Source organism: Brucella sp. HL-2 (assembly GCF_025846885.2).
GTDB lineage: Bacteria > Pseudomonadota > Alphaproteobacteria > Rhizobiales > Rhizobiaceae > Brucella > Brucella quorumnocens.
Genome location: NZ_JAOYTK010000011.1, coordinates 18347 through 43163 on the forward strand (window position 1 = coordinate 18347; position 24817 = coordinate 43163).

Below are 24817 nucleotides of genomic sequence, written 5' to 3' on the forward strand. Positions count from 1 at the left end.
TCAGGGGCGTCCGGAACGAACCACCTTTAAAAACCGCGAATTACTGGATTTGAGCTTTTGAAAGCTCGGTAGACAGGACACGAATCTCAATCGATATTGATTGAGTATCCAAGAAAACGTTTTGAATCAACAGGATCAAAACCAAGCTTTTCACGCAATTTTTTGCGGAGCTTGCTAATATGGCTTTCGACCACATTCTCTTCGACTTCGCTGTCGAAAATGCCGTAAATTGCACTGAAAATCTGCGCCTTGTTAAGGCGACGACCACGGTTTGCAATTAGATATTCAAGAATACGGCGCTCGCGACGAGGCAGTGGAAAATCCACACCATTTATCTGTGGATCACGACCATCGGAGAAAACGCGGATCGGACCGAGCGCTGTTCCATCGTTGCCAGACGAACCAGCGGCGCCGGTACGGCGACGAATAGCATTAATGCGGGCAAGTATCTCGCGGACATGGACCGGTTTGCGGACCACGTCATCAACTCCGGATTGAAAAAGCTCCAGAGTGTGTTCCAGTGATGGGCGGTCGTTCACAGCAATAACCGGAGCCTTGCAGCGTTCACGAATTCGGGCTGGAAGACCGTTTTGAGCTTCACATTCGCCGATCAGGAAAGCTTCGACCGCCATAATATCCTGATGGGGGACGCTCTCGACCCACTCATTGAAATCATCTGGTGTGAAGCCGGTTGTCGTGATGCCTTCTCGGCTGAACCAAGAGGAGTACCCCTCAGTCACAATATTCCGCTCATCTACGACTACGATCATCGGCCCGCCTTCCGAATCAATATGTTAACCCAAGCAAGACAGAAGTAACGGGCAGGAGGAGTCAGCGGCAATGACAAAAAGTTGCCCGCAATAACTTGTGAGGCATTTTAGCATTATCTAACTTGAAGGGAATCGCGATGATTGCATCGAATGTGCACTCTTCGTCCGAAAACCTTAACGATTGGTTAACAAGATCACGAAGTTTTACGATTCTTTACAAGCACTTAAAAATTTATCCTCTTAAATAGCTGATAAACCTTTAAGCAACCACAGATTGCACAGCATGAAAGCGCGTGTATAGCAGTTACCGCTACAACCGGCATTTTTCGTGGATTCACAATCAGCCAGCGCAAAAGCTTTTTGCCTGTGGCGTCCAATTTCCGAAGCCTGAAACGATCATGTTTGTCATTACGCGACACACATATCGCTTCTGTGCGGGGTCATTATTTGGACCTGCATGGTAGCGTGCAACAGCCATCGTCCAGTTGCCTTCCCGCTCGCGGAGACGCTTCAAAAAACGTGCAGCGTAATCGACATTGAGGCTCGGCTGCAACATCGCGCCAACGGACGGAAATTCGCGCGAATGATAGTAGTGATTAATCTGCATGCAGCCCAGATCAATCAGCTTTGCACCTTCGGCGTGTACTTGAGTGAAGCGCTTTAATGCGGCGGCTTGAGATGGAAAAAACTCAGCTCGTCCTTCGATGTTCATCGCATAGGGCTGAAGCGAGTTTTTCCGCCCCGTCTCTGTCAAACCGACGGCATAGAGAATACCGAGCGGCACGTCATAACGGGCAGACGCGTGGTGCATTTCCCGTTCACAAATATTCTCCGCTTTAGCTGTTGCTAAACTAAACGACCAGGCCGCGATTACGGCCGCCAAGACCGCCAGAAACTTCACGCTCACTGGCTTCACCAGAAACACGAGTGCCCATTTGGCTGCGCTCTGCCTGACCGGATTCGCCATTCTGTCTGCCCTCTCCGCCCATGAACTGCGCCTGCGACTGTCCCTGCGCATTGCCTCGGCCATCCGAGCCGTTCTGCATGTCGGGAGATTGCTGCCCTTGCTGCTGAGTGCCAGCCTGCTGATGCCCTGCACTCTGGCTTGCAGCACTATGCTGAACTGCACTGACTGCTCCGCGTTCAGTGACCGTCACCGAGATTTTCGCATCGTCTGCAATTCCTGCAGCTTTCAGCGCCTTTTCAATCATCGACCGATCCGCCGCCAGTGCTTCCGCTCCATGGGCTTTGTCAGCGACGAGATGCACTTCGACACTGTTATCGGCGACCAAACGAATTCGCGCAGTCACAGCACCAAGCTCCACGGGATCAAGCCTGATCTGCAAAGTCTTAACCGCACCGAAGCTGCGCTCGGACACAATCTGAATATCCGCAATGCGTGCTGCTGCCGTTGAAGCAGTCGGCATAGGAGACTTAACGTCAACCGCGGAAGACGACCTCCCAGCTTGTTGCTGCGGCTGCACATTGGTACGGTCTGGTTCTGCAGCTTGGTTCGACTGAGCTGATAGATCGGGCTTAGGCAATGCAGAAGAACCTTCCGCTCCACTCTCAGCCTGCTTCCCTGTTGTTGCAGCAGCCGGATTGTGACTGACAACATTTTCAGCTTTTGCAGCGTTCTTGGGATCAACAGAAGCCGGGTTGTTCTTGCTTGGCTGAACGCTGTCCTTCTTATCCCTCTTTGGCTGATCCTTCTTTGGCTCCGTTGCAGACGTTTGCATATCGCCAACGTTAGCGACAGCCGTTGCCGGGTCAGCCTCCGCCACATCTGCCAGTGCTGACATATTTGCATCAAGCCTGGCAGGATCGTTGCCTGCCGCAGCTTGTTTGTCTCCTGTTGTCGTATTCAACCCTGCCGCCAGTGCTAGCAAGGTCTGCGATGCGCCATAAACTGAAGATTGGACAGGGGATTGAGCCGAAGTTTCACGGTCCGTCTTATCGCTATCATCAGACCGCGTATCGTCATCCCGCTGTTCGCCGTCTGGCGACAGCTTGTTCTGAGGCTTTTCGAGAAGTGCGCCGAACAACTTTGCGGGCTCGGATTGTTCCTGATTTTCGCCATTCAGTTTCGTCACAGCGCCCTGTTGCGCACCGGTTCCCTTGACGAGCGACCCTAATCTTCCAGCCGCATTGAGCAAAACATCTACGCTCATTGAATGGTCTTTCCTAGCAAGGCATCAATTTCTGCAAGCTTGCGCCGCGCGTCATCCATGGTCTTCTGCAAATCATCATCGGGCTTTGCGGGCTGGGAAGGCTTCCAGCCAACCGCCGGCGCAACTTCCTGAGCTGCTACAGTCGGTGCTGACTCTTCCTCGGCATCCGCAATCGGCATTGCCGGAATGTCAGTCTCAGTTTTGACCGGCTTTGCCTTATCCGCTGTGCTGGCAGGCGTACGCGTCACGACTGACCCGACAGCCTCGGCCGCTTGCAAAAGCTTCCTGTCGCGCTCCTGCAGTCGATCCGGTGAAATCTGCGACAATTCCCGCAAGGCGTCTCCGGCGGAATCTGAAGCAACATCGCTTGCAGCCGCATAGAGATTGGCACGGCTTGGATCAGTCTTCAGATGATCAGCAAGTTTACGTGCCTCACCGGACATGAAACGGGCGCGTTCAGTCTGGCCATTAACCAAAGCACCGCGCGCAATCTGCAAATATAGCGAATATTGCATAACGGGATCGGCGGTGCCTATCAGCTTTACCAGTTCGGCATTGCCAATTCGGTCATTGAGCTTCAATGCGGCATCCACAAACTGCTTCATGAAATCGCGCATATAGGGCGAACGGGGAAAGCGTTGCAGATAATTGCGTGACAGCATGCGTATTTTGTCAGCATCGCCCAGTTTGGCTGCAATTGGCATGGAGCGACGGATTGCAGCTTCTTCAAAAAGCGTCCCCGGGCTCTCAAGCCGAACCTGATCAAGACGCAGCAGTGCAGTGGCAGGATCGAAGGCTGTCATCTGGCTTGCGGTAACCAGAATGATGGAGGATCGCAGCTCAGCCGGAAGCTGTTGCGACAACGGAACCGAAAACAACTTCACGACTTCGATGTTCTGGCCCGAAGCGTAAGCCAATGCGCCTTTGACCAGCTCTTGCGGCACTGTCCCGCCATCCAGGCCAGCCAGCACCTTGCGCACAGCTTCCGGATTGCCGCCATTGAACAGATAGATAATCGCCGCGTAAATATTCTCAGGCTTTTCCCACAGTTCCTTGGGAGCACGCTCCATATCGGAACTAACGAAAATGAGAAGCCTGTTGAGCATGACCACTGCTTCGGGCTTTCCCGAGACCAGCTGGTCCTGCAACATGCGCAGCGAACGAACCAGCTTGTACGGCTCGAGAACCGGCAGACTGCTTGGCGCGTCCACTGCAGGTGTCTGAGCATAGGAAACCGCTCCCCCGCTTGCCAGCGGCAGGCTCGCAACAAGTGCCAGCAAAGAGCGCGTTACCAGTTTCTTCATGGGTTGGACTTGAGGAAGATGTCGATGCGACGGTTTTCGGCGGCGTTCGGATCGGCGGCGTTCTTCGGCTGACGCTCAGCATAGCCTTCAACGCGCAACACGCGCTTCTCATCCAGCCCACCACGGACCAGCATGTAATAGGCCATTTGCGCGCGCGCCGAAGACAGACGCCAGTTGTCATAGGTTGCGCTCTTGAATGGACGCGCGTCGGTATGACCGCTGATGATGACTTCACCCGACTGGCGCGAGATAACCTGCGCGATGCGCTCGAGCATCTGCACAACACGTGCGTCGGGCTTGGCAGAACCGATTGTGAACATGCCGAAATCGACTTTGTCGGTCAGCTGGATCATCACGCCGCCATCAACAGGGACAACCGTCACATCTGGCATCGGTTCCGCTTTCGCAGGCCTTCCGCCATCGGTCGCAGTGCCACCGTCTGCAGCTTTCTTCAGATCCGAAATAAGCTGCTCCTGACTTTCAGCAGGCTTTTCAGCCGCTTCTGGCTTTGCCTCGGTCTTCGCGTCTGCTGTCTGCTGTGGCGGTGTGGCAGGTACTGCTTCCGGTTGCGTCAGCTCTTCTGCAGCCTTGCTCGACCAGTAGTCCGGGCTGAAAGGATCGCGATAAGCGTCACCGCCATCAGCCCCGGTCTGCGTGCCAGCCTGAGAACTGCCGCCATCGCCTTTCGTGGACTGATTTTGCAAGACGCCTGTCTCATGCGCGAGTTCTGACAGAACCGCATAAGGCTCACGGAACATGCGGCTTTCTTCCTGCTCAATAGGCGGAGAGGCCGCGTTGTCATTGATGACCTTGGTGCTATTCTCTATCTGCTGGTCGCTCTCGAAGCGAACCTTGCCATTTTTCTCGTCAATATCCTGTACGCCCTTTGGGCTCGAATGCCGGTCCATCAGCTTGACAGGATTGAAGTAACTGACAACAGCAGCCTTGCTTTCCTCATTTGCGGCATTGATGAGCCACATGACGAGAAAAAACGCCATCATAGCGGTCATGAAGTCAGCATAAGCGATCTTCCAGACACCACCATGATGACCGTCGTCTTCATCGCGCCTGCCCCGACGAACAATAATGATTTCACGCTTGGTTTCTGGATTAATACTCATCTGGCAGCAGCCCTTAATTCTTCCAGAACCGGCGAAACGCGCGTTTCAAGCACGCGTTCACCAAAGGAAAATGAAAGTTCGCCGGATACAGTTTCAGTAAACCGGCATCCAGCTGGCAGGAGATCGGCATGCTCCCGTAATGGCTCAAGAAGATGCAGCGGCCCAGCGATTTCCGGCGCTTCCCCTTCAAGAGCAAGTGTGCTGATACGCTGCGCGAAACCGGAAACGGCGTCCCGTTCCAGCTTGGCGGCAAGAAGTGGCGCGAGAACATCAGCAATCTGCGCGGAAAGGTTCTGTTCCAACCCGCCCAAGGCCTCGGTCAATGCGCCCGCCAGCAAAATTGCCTGCTCGCGGGAGAAACTGGCGCGCAACGCTTCAATCTCGGCTTCGTGCTCACGCAAAAGCCTTGCTTTCTCGGCCTCATATAAAGCCTCGGCTTCCTTGTGGCCATCTTCGCGACCGGCCTCGAATGCTATCCGCTTCTCTTCCTCAACGGCGATAATGCGAGCAACTTCTGCCTGCTCGGCAAATGCCGCCTTTTCTTCCGCTGACGCGTCTTGCGCATCCGCCCGTTTAGGATGTTCAGCGAGCGGCAGGGGATGTGCGGGTGCCGCAATGATCTCAACTGCATCATCAGGAATTGGATGCGTTGAAAAATCGGGAAGATAACGGCTGAGGGCGAGCGTGCTCATAATCAGGCTGCCTCAAGCTCCGGCATGACGGACCGCTGCGTCGATGCGGCCTCCTGCTTGACGGCAATTTCATGGATCCATTGTTTGAGAACGGCGGCTACACGCTCCTCATCCATCTCGATCATCTGTTCGAGACGCAGCTTGGCTGGCATGCGCATCCGCTGGCGCAGATCGCTAAGACTGGTCTTCATCTGGTCGGCATAGGCTTCCGGCCCACCAATTACGGCCTTAGCACCCTCACCTGCGATTGCCTGTTGCGTATCGCCAACAAACTTTGGCACGCCAGCTTCACCAGCCTCACGCAGTGCGACTTCGGTTCCTGCCGATTTTGCATTCTGGTCGCGCAGCAGCGGACGCACGCCGAACCAGATCAGAAGTGCAACAGCGGCAAGAATTGCCAGTGCATTCACATAGGAACCGCTCTGTCGCATCAGCTGTTCAGACCAAGGTGTCGAAACCGGGTCCATATCTGCGCCTGCCGGATTGAGGAAATTGACAGCAGTCACATTGATAACATCGCCACGGTCCGCGTTCAGACCGGCGGCGGTGGCAACGAGATCACGAATCTTGAGAATCTGCTGGTCAACAAAATCGGCAGGTGGCGGGGTCGTACCGGCGGTTTCAAGCAAACGTGCCTGATCAATGACCACAGCAATCGACAAGCGCTTGACGGCATAGCCATCGCTGACCGTCGACACCGTCTTGGTATTCATTTCGTAATTGGTCAGCTCTTCGCGACGGTCGGTCTTTTCCGTGGAGCTATCGCCATTACGGCTCTGAATTTCTTCCTGCGGAATATTCTGCTCAACACCCGTTGCGTTGTCATTGCGGGAATTGCGGGAATCGCCGCTTTCCCGAACCACGCGCACGGAACGCTCGACGCGCGATTCAGGATCAAAGCTTGTCTCGTGGGTCTGGCGGCGGTCTGTATCGAGTGATGCCTGAACGCTGCTCTGGAAATGACCGATACCAAGATAGGGCGCAAGCGCCTTACGGATGCTTTCATCCACATTCGCAGCTACCTGCTGCTCAAGCGACGCGGTCATAAGTGCAGCGCCATTGGCGGCTTCACCAGCGGATGCCAACAGGCGACCATTGGTATCGAGAACGGTCACAGAAGACGCATCAAGCGAAGGAACAGCGGCTGCAACCAACTGGCGGATCGATTGCGCAGATTCAGCTGCAAAGCCACCTTCCGCACGAATGACAACAGAAGCCGAAGGCTTCTGATCGCCACGACGAAAAGAGCCTTTTTCTGCCAGAACAATATGAACGCGCGCTGCCTTCACGCCGCGAATTGCCTGAATGGTACGGGCAATTTCGCCTTCAAGCGCGCGAACATGGGTGATTTCCTGCATGAATGACGTCAGGCCAAGCGAACCCATATTGTCGAACAGCTCGTAACCGGCATTGTTTGAGGTCGGCAAACCTTTTTCAGCCAAGTACATGCGTGCTTGCTCGGCCTTGCCGACAGGGACAAGGATCGACGAACCATCGGATTTAACGTCGAAAGCAATACCAGCTTCGCCAAGCGCCAGACCCATGCGATTTACGTCATCGCGTGAAAGACCGACATAGAGCGTTTCATAGGAGGGGCGGCTCAGATAAACGCTGGTGTAGAGGATTGCGCCCATCAATGCGGCTCCGACAAGTCCGAGCGCTATAAGTTTTCGCGCGCCAAGCTTGCCGAGCGTTGCCTTAAGCTGTTCGAGTAATTGCTGGAAATTCTGCTGCATCAATATCACCGCCATCCTGATGCGAGCAAAATAGATCGCGAAGCTTGCGCGAAAGTGTCGGCTTGGAAGACGGGGACATTTTAAGAAAGAAGAAGGGCGCGGAATGAATCCCGCGCCCTCCAAATATAAGCCGTATCAGCTAAGTTATTAGCCGCGGAATAGCGACAGGATCGACTGGCTCGACGAGTTAGCGATCGAGAGAGCCTGAACGCCAAGCTGCTGCTGAACCTGCAGAGCCGACAGACGAGCCGATTCCTTGTTCATGTCGGCGTCAACGAGCGTACCAACGCCCTTTTCAACCGAGTCGCTGAGCTTGGAGATGAAGCTCTTCTGGGTGTCGATACGTGCCTTTGCAGCACCGAGCGAAGCTGCACCAGTGGTGAGCTTGTCCAGAGCAGTTTCAACCTTTTCCAGAGCCGTCTTGATTGCAGCGTCGTCAAGCTTTGCAGTCGCTGGATCGAAGAATGCATCGGCAACGAGATCGCCAGCGATACCACCGGTGCCTGCAGCGTCAGCGAAAACCTGTACGTCAGCAGCAGCAACGTCAACAGTGTCGATCGTTACAGTGGTGCCGGTACGGTTGTAAGATGCAACAACCTTAAGATCCGAAGTTGCAGCAGCATCGTTTACGAGCAGGTTCGAACCAGCGTAGTTCGCATTGCTTGCCGACGACTTGATCTGCGACTGGATTGCCTTGATTTCAGTTGCGACCTTCTTCTGGTCTTCCTGGCTGGCGCCCTGAGCGCTAACCAGAAGCGACTTCATCTTGTCAACCTGGTCTTTGATGTCGTTGATTGCAGTGTATGCAGTGTCAACCTTGCCGGCGCCGAGGCCGAGAGCGTCCTGAACAGCCGAATTGGCCTTGTTGTCGGACTTCATCGAGGTCGCAATCGACCAATACGATGCATTGTCTGAAGCTTCACCGATGCGCAGGCCGGTCGAAATACGGTTCTGCGTGGTTTCCAGCGACTTGTTGGTCGAGGAAAGGGTCTGAAGAGCGGTGAGAGCTGAAGAGTTGGTAAGAATGCTAGCCATTGTATTGCCCCTTGGGAAAACAAACTGAGGGACAGGCCGGATTGAAAATTACCGGCATAGGAGAGCGGCATCATGCCTGTCACCACATAACGCGTGGGACCTACTATGGATGCTAGCACTATAACCCAATTGTTAAGAATATATTAATATAATGCGATCGTTTTTAACGAACCACCATTTTCGGGAGTGACACCTCGTCAGGATGCTTAACAAGCCCTTGATTTAGAGCCGTGAAACATCCTTTGCCTCGGGGCAGCATTCACGAGAATGATCGTATCAGGCTTCCGACCAGAATATTCCAGCCATCGATCAGCACGAAGAACAATATCTTGAACGGCAGGGATATCACCGTCGGCGGCAACATCATCATGCCCATCGACATGGTGAGTGTGGCAACCACAAGATCGATCACCAGAAATGGCAGGACGATCAGAAAGCCAATTTCAAAACCGCGACGCAATTCCGAGATCATGAAGGCGGGCACCAGCACGCGGAAATCGACAATGCCATCTTCTCCCGTACGGAATGCCGGATCGGCAAGGTCTTCAAACAGGCGCAAATCCTTGTCGCGCACTTCGCGCATCATAAATTCGCGGAAAGGCGTGGAGATTTCTCGGAAAGCCACCTCTTGCGTAATCTCGTTGCGCATCAGTGGCTGCACGCCGTTGTTCCACGCACGATCAAACACCGGCGCCATGACGTAGAACGTCATGAATAGTGCCAGCGAAATCATGACCATACTGGCAGGCGCAGTCTGCAAACCCAATCCCGAACGTAAAAGCGAGAACGCGATTGCAAAGCGCGTGAAGCTTGTGACCATGATCAACAAGCCCGGCGCTACCGACAGTACAGTCAAAAGACCAAACAGCTGAACGATCTGTCCGCTGGCAGCCCCACTACCGGCAGGCAGAAGATTATCCAGCGACAACGCCTGTGAATGAGCGGCAGAAATAAATGCCAGCGTCAGCAGGCCAGTAAGCGCAAAAATCTTTTTCATTCTACTACCAGCGTCGAAATGAAAACGCGGTCCACCGCGCCTTCCGAACGCATCCGCGCCCTCTCTTCAAGATCGGCACGCAAATAAGCCAGCCCTGCCGCGCCCTGCAATTGCATGAGATTGACGCTTCGCAGGAAGCTCATGAAATCATCCCCCACACTTGCGGCCATATCTGCTGGAATCTCGCGGCCCGGCTTCGCAACAAGCGAAGCTTCAAGCCGGACCCATGTGGTCTGTGGGATGCCGAGATTGGTGACAATTGGCTGCAACGGAACAATTGTACCGATAGAGCGGGATTCAAAGTGGCCCTGCTTCGGCTTGTCATCTTTCGTGGTCGGTTTGGCCGCGACTTGCTGCTCGGCGGAAATTACCCCGCCAAGATACCAGCCGCCACCGCCAGCAATTGCAGTCAACACAGCGACGGCAGCCAGCAGCCCCACTATGGAGGTCTTTGCTTTGCCGTCTTTATCGATTGCTGTATCGCTCATGCCTGCTCAACTTTAGAACGGAGAAATTTGATCGAGAATCTGCTGGCCATATGGCGGCTGCTGAACCTCGCTCAGGCGCCCGCGCCCGCCGTATGAAATGCGCGCTTCGGCGATTTTGTCATAGGAAATTGTATTGTTTCCGGAAATGTCGCGCGGACGCACAACACCCACGACATTCAATACGCGCAACTCATAGTTTACGCGGACTTCCTGTGAGCCTCGAATGATCATATTGCCGTTGGGCAATGTGTCCGTGACGATGGCAGCGACTTGCAAACGAATGTCTTCGCTGCGTTCGATTTTGCCCTTGCCTTTGGATGTACTGTTAGAGCGGGTATTGACCGATGCATCGATATCACCCCCGCCAGCTGCGCCAGAAAGACTGCTGGTATCGAACGACGCGCCGCCACCGTAAAGGCCTTTGGATACACGCTCACGGTCGGTCTTGTTATCCATATTTGCCCGATCATTGATCGAGATGATAACAGTCAGCACATCACCAGGTTCAGCCGCACGCGGGTCCTTGAAGAAGTTGGTCGAGCGCTGATCCCACAGCGAATATGACGCCTTGCTCGGACGGATCGGATAACCGCTATATTGCGGATTGTTGTTCATGCCGAGATTTGCAGCCACTGGCGACAAGTCTGGCGCACGGCCGATTTCTTCGGGTTTCGTGGCACAACCTGCCAGCAGAGCCAGCATCGCTGTTGCAAGGATCGCTTTGTTCATGCTTCTCGTCATTGCACCGTATTCCCGGTTTCAGCCTGAGCGCTCTGAGCCCTGTTGGTTTGGGGTGTTGCAGCCGTGCGCTGCGAACCAACAATGACCCGTGCAAGCTTGGCCGCCTTTTCAGGCGGCATTTCATTGAGAATGATACTCGACACCCGTGGATTGAGCTTGAGGATCAAAGCTGCAGCCGCTTCGTCACCGATAAGCGACATTTGAGCCGCTGCAGCATCTGGTTTCATCTTGGATATGATGTCGACAAGTGAATCCTGTGCCTTGCTGACAAACTCGTCGCGACGCTTCAACCACATCTCATATTCTTTGCGCTTGTCTTCCAGCGCACGCATACGCGCTTCCACATCGGCCTTGAGATCGTTGAGCTGCTTGGTCTGCAAAGCAAAGCGCGCATCTGCCGCCTGATCATCAATATTGCCGCAAAACTTGCGGATTTCGTCGAGATTGCCAATCGGCGCAGAAGCCGCAAGCTGCTGCGCGGCAGTTGTTGGCGCTGGTGTCGCGGCTTGTTGCGGTGCCGGAACGGGCGGAAGGGGCTGTTGTGCAAAAGCCGGGAAGCTTGCACCAATCAGCAACGCTAAAGCCGAACCGTAACGTATGATGTTGCTAGCCATGATCATTGCACCACCAGCTCTGCATGAAGTGCACCCGATGTCTTGATCGCCTGCAAGATTGCGATGATGCCGTTTGGTTTCACGCCAATCTGGTTCAAGCCTTTCACGAGGTTTTCGAGATTAGCCCCCGTCAGAATACCAATCTTGGAATCGGCCTGATTAACGGCGATATCGGTATTCGGTTCGACTTCCGTCTCGCCATAACTGAAAGGTTCAGGCTGAACGACCATCGGCGTTTCGGTCACTCTTACGGTCAGGCTACCATGGCTGATCGCCACTTTGGAAATACGCACCTTCTCACCGATAACGACTGTGCCGGTGCGTTCGTCCACGACGACGCGCGCAACTTCATCCGTGGTGATTGGCAGACCTTCCAGCTCAGCCAGAAAGCGAGCGGCAGGCACGTTCTTCGGACGCTGAAGCCGAATGGTCTTGGCATCGCGGGCAATCGCTACGCCACGCCCATAGCGGCGCTTGGCGAACACATTGATCGTATCGGCAGCGCGCACAGCCGTCGTGAAATCAGGATCGCGCAGTTCGACAACCATTTCGCTGTCTTTACCGAAATTGCCTGCAACCTCACGCTCGACCAGCGCGCCATTCGGGATACGGCCAGATGTCGGAACGCCTTGGGTTATGCTTGCTGCGTCGCCCTCGGCCGAAAAGCCTGAAACGATCATGTTGCCCTGTGCGACCGCATAGATCTGATTGTCCGCGCCCATCAGGGGCGTCATGACCAGAGTACCGCCCTGTAGCGAAGTCGCATCGCCAAGCGAGGAGACAGTCACGTCGATACGCGAACCAGTGCCCGAAAATGCGGGCAGATTGGCAGTCACGATAACGGCTGCGGTGTTTTTGGAGCGGGTCGAATTGCGCGGTGCGCTGATGCCAAGATTATCAAGCATGGCACGCATGGACTGCTCGGTAAAAGGCGAATTGCGCAGACTATCGCCGCTGCCTTTCAAACCAATCACAAGACCATATCCGACGAGCTGGTTTTCACGCACGCCCTGAATGGTCGCAATGTCTTTGAGACGTGCAACCGCACTGCCCCTGCCAAGTTCGGCATATGCCATTTTCGACGGATCACCGCCAGAGCCGAGCCAGTCTGCATCCGCTTCCACGGCGTTGCCAAACTCACGCGCGTTTTTCGAAGACTCGTCAGCAAACCCGGCGATGGGCTGGAGTGCTAAGGCCAAAAGGGCGATGAGGGCTGCGCGCGTTCTTCTCACTGCATCCCCACCTGAATGCGACCATCGGCAAGCACTGTGCCAGACACGATGATGCCGCTGTCTATATTGCGAATTTTAATGAAGTCGCCTGCTGCACCCGATTCAAGTGGCGTGCCCATTGCGGTTATCACCAAAGTGCCTGAAGTGAACACCAGCGGCGCAGGAACGCCACGCTTCACCAGCGATGGTTCGCCAAGTGCAGAAACGAGGATCGGCTTGCCCGGAAGCAGCGTCTTACGTGCGACTTTGCCCGTAGCCTGGTCTTGTGAAAGGACATATTGGCTCGCAGCCGGTGCACTGATGAAAAACTGCTTTTCAAGAAGCGCGGTTTCGCTCACGACCTGACCAGGATAGACGGTTGCCGAAGGCACGACAAAGGCGATGCGGTCGGCAGCAGTTGCGCCCGTTACTGCGAACAGCAGAAGGCCGGCAGTGATTGCCAGCCTTGTTTTCCGGGAAATTGCCTTCGTATAACTCATCGTCATCACCGTTGGAGCACATCCCGAAAAGTGGGAACCAGTTTTCGGACCGGCATGTGCGTAAAAACAAAAAAAGATAGCATTTCTAATGCTTTAGCGCAGGTTTTTCGATACGGTCGCAGCCATTTCATCGGCAGCCTGAATGACCTTGGAGTTCATCTCATAAGCACGCTGCGCCGTGATCAGATCGGTGATTTCTTTCACCGGATCGACATTGGATGCTTCGAGATAACCCTGCTTGATCGCGCCATAACCGGGATCACCGGGAACACCGACAAGTGGTCCGCCAGACGCTTCTGTTTCGCGGTAAAGATTGCCACCCAATGGCTCCAGGCCAGCTTCATTGGTGAAGTTTGCAAGCGTCAACTGGCCAAGATCGACCTGATTGACCTGATCCTGCAACTTGGCAAAGACCTGCCCGGTTTCCGTCACCGTCACCTCAATAGCGTCAGGCGGAATAGTGATGGCTGGCTCTACAGCATTACCATCAAGCGTTACCAGCTGGCCGTCAGCATTCTTGTTGAATGCGCCAGCACGTGTGTAAAGCGTTTCACCCGTCGGGCTCTGAATCTGGAACCAGCCGCGTCCGGTCAATGCCACGTCATATGGATTGCCAGTCTGGTTAAAACTTCCCTGCATATGAAGATTGCGCACAGCCGCAGTCTGCACACCTAGCCCAACCAAAGCGCCTTCGGGCACGATTGCCTGATTGGCCTGATTGGGCACGCCAGCGGTGCGTTCCGATTGATACAGAAGATCAGAAAATTCAGCGCGTGCGCGCTTAAAGCCCGTTGTATTGATGTTCGCGATATTGTTCGCAATCACTTCCAGATTGAGCTGCTGGGCGTTCATGCCGGTGGCGGCTATCGTCAGGGCTTTCATGGCAGGTCCTTATTCAGTGAGAGCACTCAGACCGGCATACGGCTGATTTCGAGATAGGCCTGCACGATCTTGTCGCGGATCGCGATTGCCGTCTGAAGTGACTGCTCGGCTTCCATGACAGAGCTGACCACGTCGCGCAGCGGAGCATCACCCTTGATGCCCTGAATGGAATTGGCTTCAGCAGCCTGCAGCTTCTGACCAACCGAATCCGTCATTTGCGACAGGACTTCACCAAAGGACGCACCCGGAGTGGTCGGGATGGCCTGGGGCGCCGAAGTGGAGCCAACGCTCTTTTCGGCGACTGTTTCAGAAAGGCGCGATAGGGCATTGCGCGCCGAAACACTCATAATTGAGTCGTACATTAAGTGCTCCTCAGGAGGTCGATGGTCATCGAGATCAGCTCACGCGCTTGTTTGACGACCTGCAAATTGGCTTCATAAGAACGGTTGGCTTCACGCATGTCCGCCATTTCGACGACCATGTTGACGTTGGGATATTTCACATATCCACGCGCATCCGCTGCGGGATGGCTTGGATCATATTCTTCGATAAAGGCAGAGGTATCCTTGCCGACTTCTGCAACCCGAACCTCGGCAGCGCCTGTGCTCTGCTCGACTTCCGTACGGAAGGAGACAGTCTTGCGACGATAAGGATCGGCATCTGCCGTCTTCGCTGTCGCCTGTGCATTGGCAAGATTTTCCGAAACGACGCGCAAACGGGTCGACTGTGCCGACAAGCCCGATGCTGCAATCTTCAAGCTGTTCTGCAATGCGTCTGACATAGCTTACCCCTTCGCCACAGACAGCATCATGCGGTGAAACGCTTTGACGATGCTCGTGTTGAGCGAATATTCGCGGGCAACCTCGCCAGCCTTCATCATTTCGCGTTCAACATCGACCGTATTGCCCGAATGGGTTTGCTCAGTGATGTCTTCAGGACGCAGCCGCGCGCCTGCAATGCCATTCGCCTCTACTTCCAGATGCTGCGGACTGGTTGCAGCCATGGTGAGCTGGGTTTTGTCCAGCACATCAGCGAAAGGCTGAACGTCTCGCGCCCGGAAATCCGGCGTATTCGCATTGGCAACATTGCCTGCAACGGTGGCCTGTCGTACCGACAACCACTGCGCCTGCCTTGAAGCCAGATCGAAAAGATGAATGGAGCTCATGGAGTTTCCCGCCTTTATAGTTTGTTAACTTAAAGGTCGGAACTTGCGTCAAGCTTGCGTGGCTTACACCATAAGACGTAGCTGAAAAGAGAAACTTCCGCTTTTGATGGAGCGCGCGCGGCAAACGCCCTATCCTGCGCTTTATACCAAGGCGGCTCAAGATGTTGACGCATCACGCCTTGAAAAGGTTCAATCGCTAGACGGGCTCAACCAAAGTCCGATGAGTCTTGCTCAATGAACTTTGGTATTACTTACGCAACTCAATCACATCGCCCGCCGACGTCGTCAGTTTCCAGGTGCCAGCCTGATTACCGCGTCCGATTGAAACGAGGTGACTGCCATCAGGCAGAAGCGAGCCCTTCTCGACGAACCAATAGCCTGACGTGTCTTCGATCATCGCCATACCGCCAACCACTTCGCGCAGAGCGAATACCGGCTTTGGAAGCGATTGACCTTCGCCATTCCCATCACCACCGTTGCCAGCTCCTGTTCCGGGCAACCCCTTGCCATTGGACATAACCGAACCGGTTGTGGTGGTATCAATGTTCTCATTCGGCGCGACCTGATCGTTGGGACGGAACGAAGGAAAGCTCCTCACCGTCTTTTGTTCCGAACGGTCGAGCGGGTCGACAATCTTGCTATCAGCCTTCTTGTCAGGGCTGAGATCAACACGTTGCAGATAGGTGATGAAAGGAAGCATCGCACAGCCAACAGCCAGCGTGATCGCCGCAATCTTGAGATAGCGGTCAACCTGACTTTGCGGCTTTTTGGTTTCGCTTGCAGTAGCGGCTTCGACCTCCGCCGCGAGATCGGCGAGAATGTCCTCTTCCCGTCTGTTGCGAGAACCCTTCATCATGTTCTTCATGTCTGTTTTTCTCCGCGTAACGCTGCGGCAAGGTCGTGATAAGGGTCTTCCGACAGACCTGTTTCGGGCGATTGTTGCAGCGCATCATAAATACGCGGAACAAGATCGACCGCCTGATCCAACAGGCCGTCATTGCCCTTTTGATAAGCACCAATCGCGCGCAGATCGCGCGTTTCTTCAAAACGTGCAACCATGCTGCGCAATTGACCTGCAAGTTTGCGCTGTTCCGGCGTCCAGTTGTGCTTGGCCAGACGCGATACTGACGCAGGAATATCCACTGCTGGAAAACGCCCCTGAGCAGCAGTGGCACGGTCGAGAACAATATGACCATCCAATGTGCCGCGAATGGTATCCGAAACCGGATCATTGTGGTCGTCACCATCGACCAGCACCGAATAGATGCCGGTGATGCTTCCACCTGCCTCGGTGATGCCCGGTCCGGCGCGTTCAAGAAGGCGAGGAAGCTGGCTGAAAACACTTGGCGGATAACCGCGCGAAACAGGCGGTTCTTCTGCGGCAATCGCCACTTCGCGCGCCGCATGTGCAAATCGGGTAACGGAATCCACAATCAACAGCACGTTCTGGCCAAGATCGCGAAAATATTCGGCTATCGCTGTCGCCGTATTGGGTGCGAGGCGGCGCATCATCGGGCTTTCATCGCCAGTGGCGACCACCGTCACAGTCTTGTTGAGATGCCCGGCCATGGTCTCTTCAAGCATCTCGCGCACTTCACGACCACGCTCGCCGGTCAGGGCCAGAACCACAGTGTCAAAATCGCCCGCACGGGTCATCATGGCCAGCAATGTGGATTTACCCACACCAGAGCCCGCAAAAATACCGATACGTTGTCCAAAACAAAGCGGCGTGAAAATATCAATCACATTGACGCCGGTGCGAAGCCCCCGATCAACGCGGGCGCGGCGCAATGCAGCTGGAGCCAGGTTCTCGGAAGCCATCGGCCGTGTGCCGGGCTGAAGAGCGCCTTTTCCGTCAACTGCTTCGCCAAGCGCATTGATAACCCGGCCACGCCATTCCGGCGCCGGGCGAATGCGCAGCGGACCTTCCTCGAAAACAGCCGCGCCAAGAGACGGAATAATGCGGTCGTCGAAAGGCTTCACCAGCACCTGACGGTCTGCCACGCGGATGATTTCCGCCAGACTTTGCCCACCATCAGCACGAATGGCCACTGCATCCCCCAAACGCGCATTACGCGACAACCCGCGCACAGCAATTGCCGAACGCGACACATCACTCACCGTGCCACCAATGCCGGTTAGTGGCTTTGGCGCTATCGATTGCTGACTTGCAAAGGCGGCAAGCCGCGCGAGCGGGAGGTCAGAGATCATCCGTTTTTGGAGCCTAGCGTCCTGATGGCTTCAGCGACTGTATTTTCCTGCTGGCCAAGCAGATTGTTGACCTGCTCGAAAGCACGGCTAACGCTGATCAGACGTGTCATTTCCGTCATACCATCAACATTGGAGCCTTCAATCATGCCCTGCACAACGCCTGCGCTCATATCGTCAACGACAGGCTGTGCCGGCTTGTTCGGTACGACGCCAGAATTGCCAGCATAGCTGAGATCAGCATCAGCAGGAATTGAGAACAGACCGATGGCACCAATCTGTGCACCATTCTGGTAGACTGCGCCGTCGCTTGATATTTTAGGCGCACCGCCATCGGGATTGAGCACAATCGGCGCGCCACCCACATCCAGAACGGAGTTTCCGGTTACAGACACCAGCTCGCCTGTCGGCATCATTTTCATGCGCCCGTCGCGTGTGTAAACCAGACCTTGCGGCGTGTTCACCGACATCCAGACGTTGCCTTTGACGGCGACATCAAATGGATTGCCGGTTTCTAGCATCGAGCCTGCTTCAGTTCGGATGAAGCTTTTGCCAGCAGTCGCAAAATTTATGTCTTCGCTGGCCTTGTTCGAAACGATGGTGTCGAACTTGGTGCCTTCACCACGGAACCCCGGTGTTGAGATATTCGCCACATTATGAGCGATGGCGTTCATCCGCCGCTCAAGCGTTACGAGCGAAGAAAGCCCGACATAGATGGAATTATTCTGCATCGATCAGCGTCCGCCCGGCTTAAAATTTTGCAATGTGGTCAGGATGTTGGCCGATATGCCAACTGACGATGTTCCGCCCAGCAACAGTGACGCAATGGAAGCTGGGCTGCTCGCCGTTGGATTGTTCATTTCATGCATGGCCGTGAAGCGCGAAATCAGCTTCGACACATAGTCGGGATCGGACATTTTCGAGAAATCGACTTTCGCCTCGATCATCTTGGCCTGCTTGTCGATGTCGGCGTTCGACATGGCTGACGGCCAGCCGAAAGTCGTCTGCATCATCGTAAGCAACGCTTTGTCGCCGAGGATTTCATACGCATTGGTGATGGTAGATGCCTTGCGCTCAAAATAGAGCGCCAGACGGACGCCTTCATTCTGACTGCCTGCTTCCGTTTCAAGCGTCTGACGGACATACTTGTCCATCACCCCTTGCTGTGCAGCAGTGCCTTCTGTCGCCTTGTCGCCCTTGCCTTGAAAATCAAAGGTTGTTGCGAATTCTTTGTAGCGCTTGTCAGTCAGCTTGTTCGCCATGGCGTCATCGCTTTTGACACCTTCGGTGAGGATCTTGCGCACGAAAGCTTTCGCATAGGCCATGTCTTCAAGGCCAAATGCCTTCATCGCGTAATTGAAAAGCCGGGTGTCGGACATGAAATCGTCAATGGATTTAACCTTGCCGATATTCTCTTTGTAGTAAGCGGTTTCCCGCTCAACCACAGGCTCCTTCGAGACGCGCTGCAACGACCGCGTCATATCGGACGCAATCAGCCGATAACTCATCATCGTGTTGACCATGCGAGAACCCCCTGCAATTTTTCATGACCGTTATGCTCGATCAAGCTTGTCCGAAGCTGATGCATTTCCGCGTCAATTGCTCGGTCTCAAATGGCAAGCTTCGCACAAGGCGCAATCCTTAAGGTGCAAAAATATAGCATTTCCAGCAAAAAGTGCGAAGCGGTTTTGCGTAGGATAATGCGTAAAAACAAATGGTTACAGCGGCTTCAACGATTCGGTCTTAACTGGAGCCGCTGTAACTTCGAACCAACGGGAGTCATGCGCTTTGGGTATTCTCATCGGCCTCGCCATCACACTGGGCTGCATGCTCGGCGGTTTCATCGCCATGGGCGGGCACGTCAGCGTGCTCATCCAGCCGTGGGAATTCGTCATTATTCTGGGCGCAGCACTCGGTACATTCTTTGTCGCCAACCCCCTCTCGCTTGTGAAGGATACGGGCAAGGCCTGCATGGAAGCCTTCGCAAATGCTGTACCAAAGCAACGTGATTATCTCGACGTTCTGGGCCTGCTTTACAGCCTGATGCGGGAATTGCGCGCAAAGTCGCGCAATGAAGTGGAAGTCCATATCGACAACCCAAAAGAGTCCGCGATCTTCCAGGCCTATCCGAGCGTTCTGAAAAACGACGACCTCGTGCATTTCATCTGTGACTATTGCCGCCTTATCATTGTCGGAAATGTACGTCCCCATGAAATTGAAGCGCTTATGGATGAAGAAATCCACACGCTCTCGCGTGACAAGCTCAAACCGTATCAGGCGATGGTTTCGATTTCGGAAGCGTTGCCCGCGCTGGGCATCGTTGCCGCAGTTCTGGGTGTTATCAAGGCCATGGGCGCGCTCAATCAGTCGCCGGAAGTGCTTGGTCACCTGATCGGTGCAGCACTTGTCGGAACATTTGCCGGTATCTTCTTCTCTTACGGTGTCGTGGGTCCGATCGCCACCAAGATCAAGTCAACCCGAGACAAGCAAAACCGTCTCTATACAGTCGTGAAACAGACGCTGCTTGCCTACATGAATGGTTCGCTGCCGCAGATCGCGCTTGAATATGGCCGCAAGACCATTTCGGCCTATGAGCGTCCAAGCATCGACGTGGTTGAGCAGGAAACCATGGCGACCACGCCGATCCAGCAGGCGGCCTGATATGACTTCTCCGGACCAAAACCGCAAAAACGACGTGCTCGCTGAAAACCTTTTACGTGCGGCCGGACTTTCCGGTGACGATCTCAAATCGCTTGCGCATGTCTTCAAGGATGCATCGTCTCATTTTTGTGGCCGTCTCAAGCAGGGAAGCGCTGCTGCGTTTGACGCCGAAGCTGGTCAGGTAGAAACGGCTGATGACGCCGCGATCAATGCCATTCTCGATCAGGCTGCAATCATCGCGCCACTCAAAGCCGATCGCTGGGGCTGCAAGCTTTATCTGACTGCCGACGCAACCCTGGTGTTTTCAGTCATCGAAACCATGTTCGGTGCGCAGGGCAACCTCGGTAGTTTTGACCTTGAACGCCCCTTTGGTATGCTCGAACGCAAGGTATCCAACCAGCTGACATCGCATATGTCGGCGGCACTGGATCAGGTGTTTATGGGCGGCGGACAATCGCTTTTTGCGCCCGGCGAATGCATGGACACAGCCGAATTTAATAGTGACGACCTTGAGCGCTCACGCCTCTTTATCTGCCGTATCGATGTTGTTGCTGCGGGCAAGACCGGCACGCTGCATCTTCTTCTTCCCAGAGCCACACATAAGCCAATGCAGGATGCCGTTGCTGCTTTCCTGCGCCGTCCCATGAACCAGGCAGACCCTGCCTGGTCCAAGAAGATGCGCAATGAAGTCAGCCGTGCCCGCATTGAGCTTGAGGCATTCATTCAACAGGGCAGCATGACGCTGGATGCCCTCTCAAAGCTTGAAATCGGACAGGTGCTGAAACTCCCTGTCGATGCGATGGAGCAGGTGCGGCTCCGCGCTGGTGATCAGCAGCTTTTCAAATGCACGCTCGGCAAGTCCGGCATTCACTTTACAGTCAAGGTTGGCGATCCGGTCAATCAGGAAGAGGATCTCATCGATGAGCTTGTTGCTGGCTAATCTTCTATCGACGCTTCTGGCGCTCGGCTCGCTTGGTGCGCTCATCATTGTGGGTCGCAAAACCAACGAAACCATTAAGCTTGGTAAACTGCTGACGCTGCGCGTGGCTGCTGCCTCCAATGGTTTGGAGCGCGTTGCCAAGTCGTTGCAGAACCAGCGCACCGACTTGTCAGACGAAACACTAAAGCTCGAAGCCCGTCTAGCCGAGACAAGCCGTGTGCGCCGCGAGATGGACGAAGCAATCGAAGAGCTGAACCGGCTGCGTAAAGCACTCACGCGCGATATGCGTCAGGCACGAACCGTCACGGAAACTGCAGCACGTATCGATGAGAAGGTGTTTTCGCCCGCAAGCGAACCTGCACCAAAAGAAAAAAGCGCCTTGCCGGTCTTCGTGCGCCGTGCGGTCAAGAAGGCAACCGTTGAAATTGCGGGGCAGGCATGAGCACCGAGAACAAGGACGAAAACATGCAGCATGAGCTGGAAGAGGCGATTGAAGAATTGCGCGAAGAAAAGCCGCGCAGCGCCAAAGCTGGTGCCTCAAAGCCCAATCTCGAGCTTATCATGGGTATCCCGGTCGATGTTCAGGTGGTTCTCGGCGGCACGACCATGCCAGTCGCAAACCTCATGAAGCTCGGTCGTGGTGCTGTCATCACGCTCGACAAGCAAATCGGTGATCCGGTCGATATCGTCGTCAATGGACGTGTGATTGCACGCGGTGAAGTCATCGTGCTCGAAGACGATTCCTCGCGGTTCGGCGTCAGCCTGACCGAAATCATCGGTAAGTAACGGATCGACCATGGCCGACAATGAAACGCAAAAGCCTTCCGACGACAGCGTAAGCGGATTGATCGATACACTCTCCGGTCCGCAAAAAGCGGCTGCTATCCTTGTCGCCATTGGCCGTCCATCCGCATCACGTCTCCTCAAGCATTTCAATGCGGACGATTTGCGCAAGCTCGCCGGTCATGCCCGAACGCTCGAGCCAATTTCGCCGCTTGATTTCGAGCATCTTGTAAAGCAGTTCGAAGACTCCTTTGCAGAAGGTGCGCCTGTGTCGGAAGCAGCCCAGCGCTTCGAAGGTCTGCTGCGCGAAGCACTGCCGCAGGACGAAGCTGATGCCGTGTTTGAAGAGCGCGTTCAACCGCAGCTTGTTCAGGAACCCGTCTGGGCAGGGCTTGCAAGATTGCCGATAGAAGGGCTGCAAGCCTATCTCGCTGATCAGCACCCGCAGATCATTGCCTATATCGTTTCCAAGCTTCCGTCGGACCTCGCAGCACGCATTTTTGTAGGGTTGCCTCCACAGCTACGCAGTGCCGTGGTGCAGCGTTCCTTGCACATCGGCAATGTCGCCCCTGCTGCCGCTGATCTTCTTGAAGATGTGCTTCGTCGTGACCTTCTGGGACGCAGTGACTCTGGTCCGGTCAAAGCCCATCACGGCCAGATCGCCAACATCTTCAACCAGCTCGACCGGCAGGAAATGGAAGAGCTTATGGCGAGCCTCAAAGATCTCAGCCAGGACGACATTTCCCGCATCAAGGCCAAGCTCTTCAACTTTGAGGATATCGAACGTCTGTCGCAGCGTGCCCGTCTTCTGCTCTTCGATGAAGTACAGACCGAGCAGATCGCAACGGCTTTGCGTGGCGCCGATGCAGCCCTCCAGGAAACAGTGCTTTCGTCGCTTTCCACGCGCGGACGCCGCATGGTCGAGAGCGAACTGGCCGCCGAACAGGGCAATATCACCAGCCAGAACATCGCAGACGCACGGCGAGCTGTCGCTCGTATTGCGATTGATCTGTCGGAGCGCGGAATCATCACGCTCGATTCAGGCGAAGACACGGAATAAGCCGCGCCCTCTTTTCCTGAAGATTCTCTAACTCTTTGTTTTCACGCATGTCTTCCAAAACTGCTTTCCGCTTTTGGGAGACATGCACTAAGAACGCGTGTGACACATGTCCGATGATACCGACAAAGAGAGTAAAACAGAGGACGCCAGCGAGAAGAAAATCCGCGACGCTCTCGATAAGGGCAATATGCCCTTTTCCCGCGAAACGCCCATTCTTGCAGGTATCGCGTCCTTTCTCGTCATCGCTGTCTTTGTTGCAGCTCCGGCGACGACAAAACTCACCGTATTTTTGCGTGAGTTGATGGATCGTCCAGAGGATTGGACTCTCAACAGCGCAGAGGATGCAAGCCATCTGTTTGGCATTCTTGGACTGTCAGTCGGCATGGCGCTTGTTCCGATATTCATCATTATTCCGCTGGCAGGCATTGCCGCTTCCGCCTTTCAGAACGCTCCGCGCATGGTCGGTGAGCGCATCCGTCCACAGGCGTCCCGGATATCGCTGATCAAAGGCTGGCAGCGTATTTTCGGGCGTTCCGGTCAGGTGGAATTCCTGAAATCTCTTGCGAAGTTTCTCGCCGCCAGCATTATTGTTTTTTTCGTCTTCTTCAAGAGCAACAATCTTTTCACCGATGCCCTTGCGACCGATCCGAGCGCGTTGCCAGAATTCCTGCGTGAAAATCTGGTCAAGCTTCTAGTTGCCAATGTGCTGGCAATTGCAGCTATTGCTGCTTTCGATCTCGCTTGGTCGCGCATTCACTGGAAGCAGGAATTGCGCATGACCAAGCAGGAAGTAAAAGATGAACACAAGCAATCAGAAGGCGATCCGCTTGTAAAAGCGCGTCAGCGCTCTCTTGGACGTGATCGCGCGCGCCGCCGCATGATCAACGCCGTACCAACGGCAACGCTTATTGTCGCAAATCCGACCCATTTCTCTGTAGCACTACGCTATCGGCCCAATGAGGATGCAGCTCCAATTGTTGTTGCGAAGGGACAAGATCTGATCGCTCTGAAAATAAGAGAAGTCGCTGCCGCAAATTCGATCCCGGTTTTCGAGGATGTACAATTGGCACGCGCGCTCTATAAACAGGTGAATGTCGACCAGATGATCGCGCCTGAATTCTATAAGGCTGTCGCTGAACTCGTCCGTGTCATCAATGCTCGACATGCATTACATTGATAGGTTTTGAGATGACTTTAGGATATTCTAATATATTATATCCCTGTTCTTCCGGATCGGCGGTGGCAAGATGAAGAGCCTGCAATTCTCTAACGAACGCGAGGCAATCATTGCCGAAAACATTCGCGAAGTCGTCGCTGAACTTCGGCTGGTTGATCCAGCCGACTATATTGCTTTCATCCGCTGCGAATTGTTCGCCAACATTGCAGATATCGTCCACTCGGCAACTGAGCTGCACTTTTTCCCCGGCACGCTCGAACTTGGGCATGGCGGTGAGTTTCATTGTGACTGGTTCACAAATCCGTCCATCGTTCTCGACATGGAGTTTCGCAATAAGGGCGTCTACGCTTATTTCCGCCTGACGCTGTCGGGGAAAACGGCAAGCGTTGAACTGAGCCACATTGTATTTGAGAACCCGGACGACGATCCGGCACAGAATACGACCCGCCTGATCGATGCGATCGACAATGCACGCCTACCTATGCGGAAGACTGCTTAAAGCATTTCCAGCAAAAGTGGGAACCGGTTTTGCGTTGGGAAATGCGTAAAAACAAATAGTTA

29 protein-coding genes are annotated in these 24817 nt (G+C 54.5%); 7 read left to right on the forward strand and 22 right to left on the reverse strand.

Translation table 11 applies throughout. From position 1 onward, the window contains the following. Window positions 1–86 precede the first annotated feature (86 nt). The 22 genes from ftcR to OIV19_RS13680 form a co-directional block, all read right to left on the reverse strand. Window positions 87–770, reverse strand: a complete 684-nt coding sequence (gene ftcR, locus OIV19_RS13575) for a flagellar transcriptional regulator FtcR (RefSeq protein WP_151092923.1) — start codon at window positions 768–770, stop codon at window positions 87–89. Window positions 771–1110: 340 nt separating this feature from the next. Next, on the reverse strand, window positions 1111–1581 hold the full coding sequence (locus OIV19_RS13580; RefSeq protein WP_264231969.1) for a transglycosylase SLT domain-containing protein: 471 nt from the start codon (window positions 1579–1581) through the stop codon (window positions 1111–1113). 40 nt (window positions 1582–1621) lie between these two features. Then, window positions 1622–2941, reverse strand: coding sequence for a flagellar hook-length control protein FliK (gene fliK / locus OIV19_RS13585; RefSeq protein ID WP_264231970.1), 1320 nt, complete (start codon window positions 2939–2941; stop codon window positions 1622–1624). Further along, a complete protein-coding gene (locus tag OIV19_RS13590) occupies window positions 2938–4245 on the reverse strand; it encodes a chemotaxis protein (protein WP_264231971.1) in 1308 nt (435 codons plus the stop codon). Before OIV19_RS13590 ends, fliK begins: the two co-directional genes overlap by 4 nt. After that, window positions 4242–5366: a flagellar motor protein MotB gene (locus OIV19_RS13595; protein ID WP_264231972.1), complete on the reverse strand. Its 1125-nt coding sequence runs from the start codon at window positions 5364–5366 to the stop codon at window positions 4242–4244. The genes OIV19_RS13590 and OIV19_RS13595 overlap by 4 nt, the downstream gene beginning before the upstream one ends. Further along, window positions 5363–6058: a hypothetical protein gene (locus OIV19_RS13600; RefSeq protein ID WP_264231973.1), complete on the reverse strand. Its 696-nt coding sequence runs from the start codon at window positions 6056–6058 to the stop codon at window positions 5363–5365. Before OIV19_RS13600 ends, OIV19_RS13595 begins: the two co-directional genes overlap by 4 nt. A 2-nt stretch (window positions 6059–6060) precedes the next feature. Further along, window positions 6061–7809, reverse strand: a complete 1749-nt coding sequence (gene fliF, locus OIV19_RS13605) for a flagellar basal-body MS-ring/collar protein FliF (protein ID WP_264231974.1) — start codon at window positions 7807–7809, stop codon at window positions 6061–6063. 132 nt (window positions 7810–7941) lie between these two features. Next, the gene (locus OIV19_RS13610) at window positions 7942–8829 is read right to left on the reverse strand and encodes a flagellin N-terminal helical domain-containing protein (RefSeq protein ID WP_151092934.1); all 888 of its coding nucleotides are present in this window, start codon (window positions 8827–8829) and stop codon (window positions 7942–7944) included. A gap of 259 nt (window positions 8830–9088) precedes the next feature. After that, complete coding sequence (gene fliP / locus OIV19_RS13615) at window positions 9089–9826, reverse strand: flagellar type III secretion system pore protein FliP (RefSeq protein ID WP_151092936.1); 738 nt, start codon at window positions 9824–9826, stop codon at window positions 9089–9091. Continuing rightward, window positions 9823–10314, reverse strand: coding sequence for a flagellar basal body-associated FliL family protein (locus OIV19_RS13620; RefSeq protein WP_264231975.1), 492 nt, complete (start codon window positions 10312–10314; stop codon window positions 9823–9825). Before OIV19_RS13620 ends, fliP begins: the two co-directional genes overlap by 4 nt. 12 nt (window positions 10315–10326) lie before the next feature. Continuing rightward, entirely contained in the window at window positions 10327–11055 is a 729-nt protein-coding gene (gene flgH / locus OIV19_RS13625) for a flagellar basal body L-ring protein FlgH (RefSeq protein WP_095445437.1), read from the reverse strand. Continuing rightward, a complete protein-coding gene (locus tag OIV19_RS13630) occupies window positions 11052–11675 on the reverse strand; it encodes a MotE family protein (RefSeq protein ID WP_264231976.1) in 624 nt (207 codons plus the stop codon). Before OIV19_RS13630 ends, flgH begins: the two co-directional genes overlap by 4 nt. Then, window positions 11672–12901 (reverse strand): flagellar basal body P-ring protein FlgI, encoded by a 1230-nt coding sequence (locus OIV19_RS13635; protein WP_151092940.1) that lies wholly within the window; start codon window positions 12899–12901, stop codon window positions 11672–11674. Before OIV19_RS13635 ends, OIV19_RS13630 begins: the two co-directional genes overlap by 4 nt. Beyond that, window positions 12898–13380, reverse strand: coding sequence for a flagellar basal body P-ring formation chaperone FlgA (gene flgA / locus OIV19_RS13640; protein WP_264231977.1), 483 nt, complete (start codon window positions 13378–13380; stop codon window positions 12898–12900). Before flgA ends, OIV19_RS13635 begins: the two co-directional genes overlap by 4 nt. Before the next feature lie 93 nt (window positions 13381–13473). Continuing rightward, the gene (flgG, locus tag OIV19_RS13645) at window positions 13474–14262 is read right to left on the reverse strand and encodes a flagellar basal-body rod protein FlgG (RefSeq protein WP_095445434.1); all 789 of its coding nucleotides are present in this window, start codon (window positions 14260–14262) and stop codon (window positions 13474–13476) included. 26 nt (window positions 14263–14288) lie between these two features. Next, the gene (gene fliE / locus OIV19_RS13650) at window positions 14289–14624 is read right to left on the reverse strand and encodes a flagellar hook-basal body complex protein FliE (protein WP_007877059.1); all 336 of its coding nucleotides are present in this window, start codon (window positions 14622–14624) and stop codon (window positions 14289–14291) included. Continuing rightward, the gene (gene flgC / locus OIV19_RS13655) at window positions 14624–15043 is read right to left on the reverse strand and encodes a flagellar basal body rod protein FlgC (RefSeq protein ID WP_094579463.1); all 420 of its coding nucleotides are present in this window, start codon (window positions 15041–15043) and stop codon (window positions 14624–14626) included. Before flgC ends, fliE begins: the two co-directional genes overlap by 1 nt. Window positions 15044–15046: 3 nt before the next feature. Further along, window positions 15047–15427: a flagellar basal body rod protein FlgB gene (flgB, locus tag OIV19_RS13660; protein ID WP_264231978.1), complete on the reverse strand. Its 381-nt coding sequence runs from the start codon at window positions 15425–15427 to the stop codon at window positions 15047–15049. Between the two features lie 247 nt (window positions 15428–15674). Beyond that, window positions 15675–16283, reverse strand: a complete 609-nt coding sequence (locus OIV19_RS13665; RefSeq protein WP_151093198.1) for a hypothetical protein — start codon at window positions 16281–16283, stop codon at window positions 15675–15677. Between the two features lie 5 nt (window positions 16284–16288). After that, entirely contained in the window at window positions 16289–17638 is a 1350-nt protein-coding gene (gene fliI, locus OIV19_RS13670) for a flagellar protein export ATPase FliI (protein ID WP_264231979.1), read from the reverse strand. Continuing rightward, window positions 17635–18366 carry a flagellar basal-body rod protein FlgF gene (gene flgF, locus OIV19_RS13675; RefSeq protein WP_264231980.1) on the reverse strand — a complete coding sequence of 244 codons (732 nt, stop codon included), beginning with the start codon at window positions 18364–18366 and terminating at the stop codon, window positions 17635–17637. Before flgF ends, fliI begins: the two co-directional genes overlap by 4 nt. A gap of 3 nt (window positions 18367–18369) precedes the next feature. After that, complete coding sequence (locus tag OIV19_RS13680) at window positions 18370–19158, reverse strand: DUF1217 domain-containing protein (protein ID WP_095445428.1); 789 nt, start codon at window positions 19156–19158, stop codon at window positions 18370–18372. Window positions 19159–19423: 265 nt separating this feature from the next. Between OIV19_RS13680 and motA the strand changes: the two genes are divergently transcribed. From motA to OIV19_RS13715, 7 genes are all read left to right on the forward strand, one after another. Continuing rightward, window positions 19424–20296, forward strand: a complete 873-nt coding sequence (gene motA / locus OIV19_RS13685; protein WP_095445427.1) for a flagellar motor stator protein MotA — start codon at window positions 19424–19426, stop codon at window positions 20294–20296. Window position 20297: 1 nt separating this feature from the next. Further along, a complete protein-coding gene (locus OIV19_RS13690; RefSeq protein WP_264231981.1) occupies window positions 20298–21236 on the forward strand; it encodes a FliM/FliN family flagellar motor switch protein in 939 nt (312 codons plus the stop codon). Next, window positions 21217–21678 (forward strand): BAB2_0123 family type IV secretion system effector, encoded by a 462-nt coding sequence (locus tag OIV19_RS13695; RefSeq protein ID WP_151092954.1) that lies wholly within the window; start codon window positions 21217–21219, stop codon window positions 21676–21678. The genes OIV19_RS13690 and OIV19_RS13695 overlap by 20 nt, the downstream gene beginning before the upstream one ends. Then, window positions 21675–22022 (forward strand): flagellar motor switch protein FliN, encoded by a 348-nt coding sequence (gene fliN / locus OIV19_RS13700; protein WP_094579455.1) that lies wholly within the window; start codon window positions 21675–21677, stop codon window positions 22020–22022. The genes OIV19_RS13695 and fliN overlap by 4 nt, the downstream gene beginning before the upstream one ends. 10 nt (window positions 22023–22032) lie before the next feature. Beyond that, on the forward strand, window positions 22033–23079 hold the full coding sequence (locus tag OIV19_RS13705) for a flagellar motor switch protein FliG (RefSeq protein WP_264231982.1): 1047 nt from the start codon (window positions 22033–22035) through the stop codon (window positions 23077–23079). Window positions 23080–23185: 106 nt separating this feature from the next. Continuing rightward, on the forward strand, window positions 23186–24256 hold the full coding sequence (gene flhB / locus OIV19_RS13710; RefSeq protein ID WP_264231983.1) for a flagellar type III secretion system protein FlhB: 1071 nt from the start codon (window positions 23186–23188) through the stop codon (window positions 24254–24256). A gap of 70 nt (window positions 24257–24326) precedes the next feature. Continuing rightward, window positions 24327–24755, forward strand: a complete 429-nt coding sequence (locus OIV19_RS13715; protein WP_264231984.1) for a BspJ family T4SS effector nucleomodulin — start codon at window positions 24327–24329, stop codon at window positions 24753–24755. The last annotated feature ends 62 nt before the right edge of the window (window positions 24756–24817 follow it).

What these genes read in the sequence shown, in the direction of transcription:
- flgB (WP_264231978.1), bottom strand. Translation starts at nt 15,427, where the DNA reads ATGAGCTCCATTCATCTTTTCGATCTGGCTTCAAGGCAGGCGCAGTGG.
- flgF (WP_264231980.1), bottom strand. Translation starts at nt 18,366, where the DNA reads ATGCAGAATAATTCCATCTATGTCGGGCTTTCTTCGCTCGTAACGCTT.
- fliP (WP_151092936.1), bottom strand. Translation starts at nt 9,826, where the DNA reads ATGAAAAAGATTTTTGCGCTTACTGGCCTGCTGACGCTGGCATTTATT.
- OIV19_RS13665 (WP_151093198.1), bottom strand. Translation starts at nt 16,283, where the DNA reads ATGATGAAGGGTTCTCGCAACAGACGGGAAGAGGACATTCTCGCCGAT.
- OIV19_RS13690 (WP_264231981.1), top strand. Translation starts at nt 20,298, where the DNA reads ATGACTTCTCCGGACCAAAACCGCAAAAACGACGTGCTCGCTGAAAAC.
- flhB (WP_264231983.1), top strand. Translation starts at nt 23,186, where the DNA reads ATGTCCGATGATACCGACAAAGAGAGTAAAACAGAGGACGCCAGCGAG.
- flgA (WP_264231977.1), bottom strand. Translation starts at nt 13,380, where the DNA reads ATGAGTTATACGAAGGCAATTTCCCGGAAAACAAGGCTGGCAATCACT.
- flgG (WP_095445434.1), bottom strand. Translation starts at nt 14,262, where the DNA reads ATGAAAGCCCTGACGATAGCCGCCACCGGCATGAACGCCCAGCAGCTC.
- OIV19_RS13715 (WP_264231984.1), top strand. Translation starts at nt 24,327, where the DNA reads ATGAAGAGCCTGCAATTCTCTAACGAACGCGAGGCAATCATTGCCGAA.
- OIV19_RS13580 (WP_264231969.1), bottom strand. Translation starts at nt 1,581, where the DNA reads ATGCACCACGCGTCTGCCCGTTATGACGTGCCGCTCGGTATTCTCTAT.
- fliF (WP_264231974.1), bottom strand. Translation starts at nt 7,809, where the DNA reads ATGGCGGTGATATTGATGCAGCAGAATTTCCAGCAATTACTCGAACAG.
- flgC (WP_094579463.1), bottom strand. Translation starts at nt 15,043, where the DNA reads ATGTCAGACGCATTGCAGAACAGCTTGAAGATTGCAGCATCGGGCTTG.
- ftcR (WP_151092923.1), bottom strand. Translation starts at nt 770, where the DNA reads ATGATCGTAGTCGTAGATGAGCGGAATATTGTGACTGAGGGGTACTCC.
- OIV19_RS13610 (WP_151092934.1), bottom strand. Translation starts at nt 8,829, where the DNA reads ATGGCTAGCATTCTTACCAACTCTTCAGCTCTCACCGCTCTTCAGACC.
- OIV19_RS13680 (WP_095445428.1), bottom strand. Translation starts at nt 19,158, where the DNA reads ATGGTCAACACGATGATGAGTTATCGGCTGATTGCGTCCGATATGACG.
- fliK (WP_264231970.1), bottom strand. Translation starts at nt 2,941, where the DNA reads ATGAGCGTAGATGTTTTGCTCAATGCGGCTGGAAGATTAGGGTCGCTC.
- OIV19_RS13705 (WP_264231982.1), top strand. Translation starts at nt 22,033, where the DNA reads ATGGCCGACAATGAAACGCAAAAGCCTTCCGACGACAGCGTAAGCGGA.
- OIV19_RS13695 (WP_151092954.1), top strand. Translation starts at nt 21,217, where the DNA reads ATGAGCTTGTTGCTGGCTAATCTTCTATCGACGCTTCTGGCGCTCGGC.
- flgH (WP_095445437.1), bottom strand. Translation starts at nt 11,055, where the DNA reads ATGACGAGAAGCATGAACAAAGCGATCCTTGCAACAGCGATGCTGGCT.
- OIV19_RS13620 (WP_264231975.1), bottom strand. Translation starts at nt 10,314, where the DNA reads ATGAGCGATACAGCAATCGATAAAGACGGCAAAGCAAAGACCTCCATA.
- fliI (WP_264231979.1), bottom strand. Translation starts at nt 17,638, where the DNA reads ATGATCTCTGACCTCCCGCTCGCGCGGCTTGCCGCCTTTGCAAGTCAG.
- OIV19_RS13595 (WP_264231972.1), bottom strand. Translation starts at nt 5,366, where the DNA reads ATGAGTATTAATCCAGAAACCAAGCGTGAAATCATTATTGTTCGTCGG.
- fliN (WP_094579455.1), top strand. Translation starts at nt 21,675, where the DNA reads ATGAGCACCGAGAACAAGGACGAAAACATGCAGCATGAGCTGGAAGAG.
- OIV19_RS13630 (WP_264231976.1), bottom strand. Translation starts at nt 11,675, where the DNA reads ATGATCATGGCTAGCAACATCATACGTTACGGTTCGGCTTTAGCGTTG.
- fliE (WP_007877059.1), bottom strand. Translation starts at nt 14,624, where the DNA reads ATGTACGACTCAATTATGAGTGTTTCGGCGCGCAATGCCCTATCGCGC.
- OIV19_RS13590 (WP_264231971.1), bottom strand. Translation starts at nt 4,245, where the DNA reads ATGAAGAAACTGGTAACGCGCTCTTTGCTGGCACTTGTTGCGAGCCTG.
- OIV19_RS13600 (WP_264231973.1), bottom strand. Translation starts at nt 6,058, where the DNA reads ATGAGCACGCTCGCCCTCAGCCGTTATCTTCCCGATTTTTCAACGCAT.